General features: G+C 47.7%; 5 protein-coding genes. 4 read left to right on the top strand and 1 reads right to left on the bottom strand.

The annotated features are described in order from the left end of the window. Positions 1–12: 12 nt before the first annotated feature. A complete protein-coding gene (locus tag L0G63_RS13205) occupies positions 13–201 on the bottom strand; it encodes a hypothetical protein (protein WP_301451067.1) in 189 nt (62 codons plus the stop codon). 187 nt (positions 202–388) lie between these two features. Here L0G63_RS13205 and L0G63_RS13200 point away from each other — a divergent pair, with 187 nt between their 5' ends. From L0G63_RS13200 to L0G63_RS13185, 4 genes are read left to right on the top strand one after another with little or no spacing between them, the layout of a single operon-like run. Then, a complete protein-coding gene (locus tag L0G63_RS13200; RefSeq protein ID WP_301451066.1) occupies positions 389–1153 on the top strand; it encodes an ABC transporter ATP-binding protein in 765 nt (254 codons plus the stop codon). A 50-nt stretch (positions 1154–1203) separates the two neighbouring features. Then, a complete protein-coding gene (locus L0G63_RS13195; RefSeq protein ID WP_301451065.1) occupies positions 1204–2247 on the top strand; it encodes an ABC transporter substrate-binding protein in 1044 nt (347 codons plus the stop codon). After that, positions 2247–4376, top strand: coding sequence for a Fe(3+)-hydroxamate ABC transporter permease FhuB (fhuB, locus tag L0G63_RS13190; protein WP_301451064.1), 2130 nt, complete (start codon positions 2247–2249; stop codon positions 4374–4376). Before L0G63_RS13195 ends, fhuB begins: the two co-directional genes overlap by 1 nt. 41 nt (positions 4377–4417) lie before the next feature. Beyond that, positions 4418–5866 (top strand): MFS transporter, encoded by a 1449-nt coding sequence (locus tag L0G63_RS13185; RefSeq protein ID WP_301451063.1) that lies wholly within the window; start codon positions 4418–4420, stop codon positions 5864–5866. Positions 5867–6257: the final 391 nt, after the last annotated feature.

Here is a 6257-nt window from a genome sequence, read left to right as displayed (position 1 = left end):
TCGCTTGTGTCTTTATCTGGTTGCCCCTGATTTGAATTCTATACACACCCTAGTAAAAACGCTTAAAAACCCTAATAGTTCATCTAGATGCTCTTCATTGATATACGTGATGATGTTTGTTAATTCAGGGGCATTCAATGGGGTGCGGGGACTGGCTTGCTCATCATTATCTTGCTCAAAAGTTAGGGGTACATTAGCCATATGGCCTCTCATAAATAGGTAATCAGTAAGAAAACAAAACTTTTAATTCATTAATGATAATTGTTTTTATTATCGTTTACGAGTAAAATCCTTTTTATTGTCGCTTTTTTTTGCAAAACCACAAACTTCATCGACGCCAACCTTTACTTTTTATCAATTTTGATTTTTATCAATGATGAGTGCCTATATGTTACGTGCCAACCAACTGACCATCAGTCGTCAAGGGAATACTTTACTAGACAATGTGAGCTGTGAGATCGATACCAAGCAGTTGGTGGCGTTAGTGGGGCACAATGGCTCTGGCAAATCAACCTTGATCAAAGCGTTGGCGGGTGAGATGACCAGCAGTAGTGGCACCATTACATTAGATGAGCGTGATATCAGCGATTACGGCAGTAAGGAGCTGGCACGTCATATGGCTTATCTGCCACAGCAACTACCTGACGCCGCTGGATTTACCGTGCGTGAGCTTGTGATGCTCGGGCGCTATCCGCACCAGAAATGGCTACAAAAACCCACTCAAGCCGATAAAGATAGCGTTGAACAAGCGCTAAAAGTGACTCAAACAGAGGCATTTTCTGATCGCATTACATCGACGCTATCAGGTGGTGAGCGCGCCCGTGCTTGGCTTGCGATGTGCTTGGCGCAAGATACCAAGTATCTATTACTTGATGAGCCGCTTGCTGCATTAGATATGCATTATCAAATTGAGGTCATTCAGCTGATCCGTCGTTTGGTAGATGAGCAGGGCTTGAGTGTGGTGATTATTATTCATGATATCAATCTGGCGGCGCAATATGCCGATCGAATCATTGCGCTAAAAAACGGCCGAGTTTGTCACAATGGCACTATCAAAAGCACGATGCAGCCTAGTGTATTACACGATATTTTTAATGTGGATATGCAGCTGCTCAGTCATCCCATTACTGGACAGCCTGTTGCAGTTGCTTGACATCAGATCGCTTCTCTCTCATTCCAACTCGCCTAAAAAGATATGCCGCTATGTTTTCTGTTTTTTATCACTATCAAGCGCCAAGGCACGCGACCGCCACATCATTTGTGTTGCCAGTTGCTGTATTAAAAGGGCTGACTCTCTTAGTCTTTTTCCTAATGGCCTTGTTGACATTGTCCGCTTGTAGTCACTCAGCATCTGACAAAGATATTACTCACTTTGATACATCACCTCCCAAAGATATTACCGAAACAGCAAACAGCCATAGTGACCGTATTGATAGTGACCGTATCAATATCGTCTCCCCTGATTGGGGCAATGCTGCAACGCTGACGGCGATGGGTCATGCACCGATTGCCACTGGTGATATCAGAGTGTGGGACAGATGGGTGGGGCGCCCCCATCTCCCAGCAGCAACCACCGATATTGGGATTCGTTATCAGCCTAATGCTGAGCTGGTTGCACAGCTTCCTGTTGATATGGTCATAGATAACGCTTTTTATGAGCATGCCCGTAGCTTATACGGTGATGTGCCTGCGCAGTCGGTGATGTTTGCGGCAAAAGGAAAAGCGGCAACGTGGGCTGACTATACGGAGCCGACGCGCGCGCTTGGTGCATTGATTGATAATCCCAAGATGGCTGAAGACTATATTGTACAAAGTCAAAAAGACATACAGCTTGCCAGTCAGCAGTTTCAGCAGCGCTATCCAATAATCAAAAAGTTCGCGGTCGTCCAGTTTGCGGATGCCAATAACATGCGCATGTATGTTGATAACAGCCTGTTTAAGGTGGCATTAGAGCAGATGGGCAAAGAGCTTGTGGTCTTAGGGGAGGGCAATCAGTGGGGGTTTGTACCGATACGAATGGGTGATTTGGCGCAGTTAGATGATGAGACTTGCCTGCTGATCATCGACCCACTCAGTCCCATCACCAGAGCTGAGATTAAGAACAGTTTGGTATGGCAGCGTTTGGGCTATGGTGAGCGCCGCTGTATGGCGGAGTTGCCGCCAGTCTGGATATATGGCGGGATGTCGTCATTGGTCAGTCTGGCCAATAATTTATCCACGGTTTCGTTAACAGGTGGCGCGATATAATGACTATTCATACCAATCATACGAGCAGTGCCAGCAACACCCATAGCGCTAATAGCCTAAGCTCCACGTCCTCCTCACATACGGCAACTGTGATGTCCTCATCGCCCAAGCCGCCACCACATCCATCTCAGCCTCCGTCGTCTGTCGTGAGCAGTGCGTCTTGGCGATTGTGGGTGATTTTTATAGGATTGGTGGTTTTGTCCGCATGCAGTGGCTGGGCACTATTAGAGCGAGAATGGACACGCCCGCTCAGTGAGCTATTTTTACCAAGTTTGCAGCTTGATATTGCCAGTATGGCGACCCAGCTTCATTTGGTTGCGACCAGCGTGGTGGCGCTGTTGGCAGGTGGATTATTGGGCGTAGTCAGTATTTTGTTACAACAGTTGGTCAAAAATCCATTGGCATCAGACACCACTTTGGGAGTCGGAATTGGTGCCCAGTTGGCCATGCTCATTGTCACGTTGTTTTTACCGAGTTTAGCCATTTATGGTGGCCTCTACGTGGCCTTTGTCGGTGCCATCATGAGTATGGGCTTGGTGTTTGCCTTGTCTGCGCCTAGTCGCTTCAATCCGCTGATTTTGATACTAGCAGGTCTGGTCGTCAATATCTTGCTTGCCGCTGTTGCCAATGTATTGGTGTTATTTTTTGCTGAAAGAAGCAACGGTATGTTGTCATGGGCCGCTGGGTTTTTGGCACAAAGCAGCTGGGATAGCAGTCGAGCATTGATGATCACAGCGACCTTGGCGGCGATAGCCTGCCTGCCTTTATTGAAGCCGCTGACACTGATGAGCTTAGACGACTCACAAGCCAAACGTTTGGGCGTGCCTATTAATGGTATTCGCGCCTTAGTGGTCGTCATTGTGGCGGTGGTGACCGCACTAGTCATTAGTGAGGTTGGGCTGATTGGTTTTATTGGGCTTGGTGCCGCAAGCTTGGTCAATGCGCTAGGCATCTCATCCATTGGTAAGCGCTTGGTCACGGCATTTGGGCTGGGTGCATTGTTATTGCTATTGACCAGTAATGTTGCCTTATTGCTTGAGCCCATACTGGGGATGCAAATTCCCGCTGGTGCCATGACGGGAATCTTAGGAGCGCCACTGATTATTTGGCTGATTTTGCGCCAGCGCCGCGATCGGATAGAAACCGTTACCCCTATGATGAGCGGTCAAAACAAGACCGTTGTGTTTTGGCGATGGAGCGTTGGAGTTATCATCACGATAATGTTGGCTTGTCTTTTTGTACAGGATATCAATGGTTGGGGAATTAGTACTGATTGGGCGCTGACACAGCAGTATCGTCTGCCTCGTAGCTTGAGCGCGGCGGCAACAGGGTTGATGCTCGCGGTCGCAGGCGTATTATTACAGACGCTAACGCGTAACCCTATGGCCAGTCCTGAGGTCTTAGGGGTCAGCTCAGGCGCGGCGCTGGGGGTGATTTTAGGATTTTTATTATTACCCAGTTTGGGGCTGTCGGCTGGAGCAGGTACATTACTGATTTCAGGACTGTCAGGTGCGATGGCGGTGCTGCTGTTGATTATGTGGCTGGCGCGTAGAGTCAGCTCAGGCTATTTGCTGTTAGTCGGTATTGGTATCGCTGCCATGATGGATGGGGTCATGCACATGGTCAAGCTCTCAGGTGACCCTCGTCTCGAAGCGATGCTCAGTTGGCTATCAGGCACCACCTACAGTGCGCAGCCTAGTACAGTATGGTATCTGATGGGCATTGCGCTTATCTTATTGGTACTTAGCTTATTGATTGTCAAACCCTTACGTGTCCTTGGTTTAGGGACGGGTGTGGCACGTAATTTGGGTGTGGCAGTGACCCCCGTGACATTATCACTACTGGCGCTCGTAGCCGCGCTTAGTACCGCGAGTACGCTTGCGGTGGGGCCGTTGAGTTTTATTGGGCTGATGGTGCCGCATTTGGCGACATCTCTTGGCGCTGTCAAACTTGAGCGCCAGTTGCTGCTGGCTGCTCTCTTAGGCGCGGGGGTTATGGTAATGGCGGACTGGATCGGGCGGTATGTGATGTTTCCTTATGAGCTACCTGCTGGTACGGTGGCTGCTATCATTGGCGGTGGCTATTTCTTATGGCTTATTCGCAAAGTGCCAACCACCGCTAATGGTTAGTTTGTCTTTTTATGAAACGATGAACCAACAATCAAGCGCTTATGAATGACGCTCATAAAAATAGCAGGGATCAGCGCTTGAGCGATGAGCAAGTACGGCGGGTACTATTGACCTTATTGCTCGGTGGTACGGTCATCAGCTTTAGTAACAGCGCGCTCAACCCAGCCATTCCTATATTTATGTCAGTGTTTGACGTCGATATCGTGCTTGGCGGCTGGGTACTAAATGCTTATGTGTTGGCCATGAGTGTGGGGCTCATGCTGAGCGGTTACTTAAACAAAAGGTTTGCTTCTAAGCCAGTCTATTTGGCGGCAGTACTTGGGTTTATGCTCGGTTCGGTCATGGGTATGATGGCGTTTAATATGAGCTTTGTCATCATGGCGAGAGCCGTACAAGGGCTGAGTGGTGGGCTGATTATTCCGCTCTCAATTGGTATGCTGTATCGGATTTACCCAAAGCAGCAGCACGGTAGGATAATGGCGCTATGGGGCATCGTTATTATGATGTCCTTGGCATTTGGTCCTTTGATTGGTGCTTATTTGGTTGATCAGTTTGCATGGTGGACACTGTTTGCCGTTACATTGCCCCTTAGTGTGATCGTTATGGCGATGGTGTGGCGATTGATACCTGAACCTGATAGAGGCACGCATGACACCGCAAGCCCTTTTGATACGGTAGGGTTTGTCAGTTTGATCATCTGGCTACTGGCGATGATGATTTGGCTGAGCACCCTCAAAATAGATTTTACTCACGGTATCTCAAGCCGCGATGATTTGTTAAAAATAGTGGCATTAGGCGCATTGTCTATTTTATTTTTGCTGTCAGCCGTGGCTTGGTGGGCGTATGAGCGTCGTCAGAGCCATCCGTTGCTAAATGTGGGTTTGTTCGACAATAAAACTTATTTGCACAGTAATGTCATTAGTATCACCCAAACAGTAGGCTTGATGCTGTGTCTTTTATTATTGCCGATATTGATTCAGGAGGTGATGGGTGAAAGTGCTTTATGGACAGGCGTCGTTCTGATGGTTGCGACGCTCGTCGCCAGTATCACCACGCATTATGCTGGCAAGCGGGTAGACAAACGCGGTGCCCGAGGGATTGGTATGGCGGGTATCACGATTAGTGCGCTGTCTACTTTGATGCTTGCATGGTGCTTGTACCAGCCCACACTTTGGCTACTCATATTGACGATGAGTGTGCGCGGTGTCGGCGTGGGTTTGGCGTATCTGCCAACCACCACCGTGGGTTTTAGTAGCTTACCTAAAGACTCGGTCACTGAGGGAGCTGCACTCAATAATATCAGTCGCCGTATCATCTCTACCATCGTTATCACGTTGGCAACCCTTTATATCCATACTCGAAGCGCGCAGCTACTAGCCGCAGGGAGTGATGTTGGCACAGCAAGCGCTATCCAAGAAATACTGGTGATAATCGCGTTGATGCTATTATTCACACTTCCTTCTGCCTGCAAATTACCCCGATCGCCATAACGATCAACTTCATAGTTGGGCAGCATGTAGATTACCTGTGTCAATGACGATCTGCTTGAAGGCTTATCCCTTTTGTCTATTTATTTGACCAAACTTTGAGACAAGCCGCTTATGTCACTGTCTAACCATTTCGCCAAATTTACCAAAGAGACGGACGGTAATCGCAGTAAGTCAGTCAACATGGTCACTCGCTACTTATAGGAACCTATTTGTAAACAACTGTAGAAATAAAAATCATTATCATTTAGAATGTCATTCACAAAGTTAGTACACACAGTATTATTTGCTAAATATAGCCCATAACACTGTTTATCTCTTCAACTAAGTCAAACCATTTAAGTGAAACCATCTAAGTGAAACCATCTAAGTGAAACCATCTAAGTGAAACCAT

Source organism: Psychrobacter sp. (assembly GCF_030454045.1).
GTDB lineage: Bacteria > Pseudomonadota > Gammaproteobacteria > Pseudomonadales > Moraxellaceae > Psychrobacter.
Note: the sequence above shows the minus strand (reverse complement) of the source record. Positions and strands in the feature narration are given on the sequence as shown.

Excerpts from the sequence above, each read along its gene's own strand:
- fhuB (WP_301451064.1), top strand. The coding sequence starts at position 2,247 with ATGACTATTCATACCAATCATACGAGCAGTGCCAGCAACACCCATAGC.
- L0G63_RS13205 (WP_301451067.1), bottom strand. The coding sequence starts at position 201 with ATGGCTAATGTACCCCTAACTTTTGAGCAAGATAATGATGAGCAAGCC.
- L0G63_RS13200 (WP_301451066.1), top strand. The coding sequence starts at position 389 with ATGTTACGTGCCAACCAACTGACCATCAGTCGTCAAGGGAATACTTTA.
- L0G63_RS13185 (WP_301451063.1), top strand. The coding sequence starts at position 4,418 with ATGAATGACGCTCATAAAAATAGCAGGGATCAGCGCTTGAGCGATGAG.
- L0G63_RS13195 (WP_301451065.1), top strand. The coding sequence starts at position 1,204 with ATGTTTTCTGTTTTTTATCACTATCAAGCGCCAAGGCACGCGACCGCC.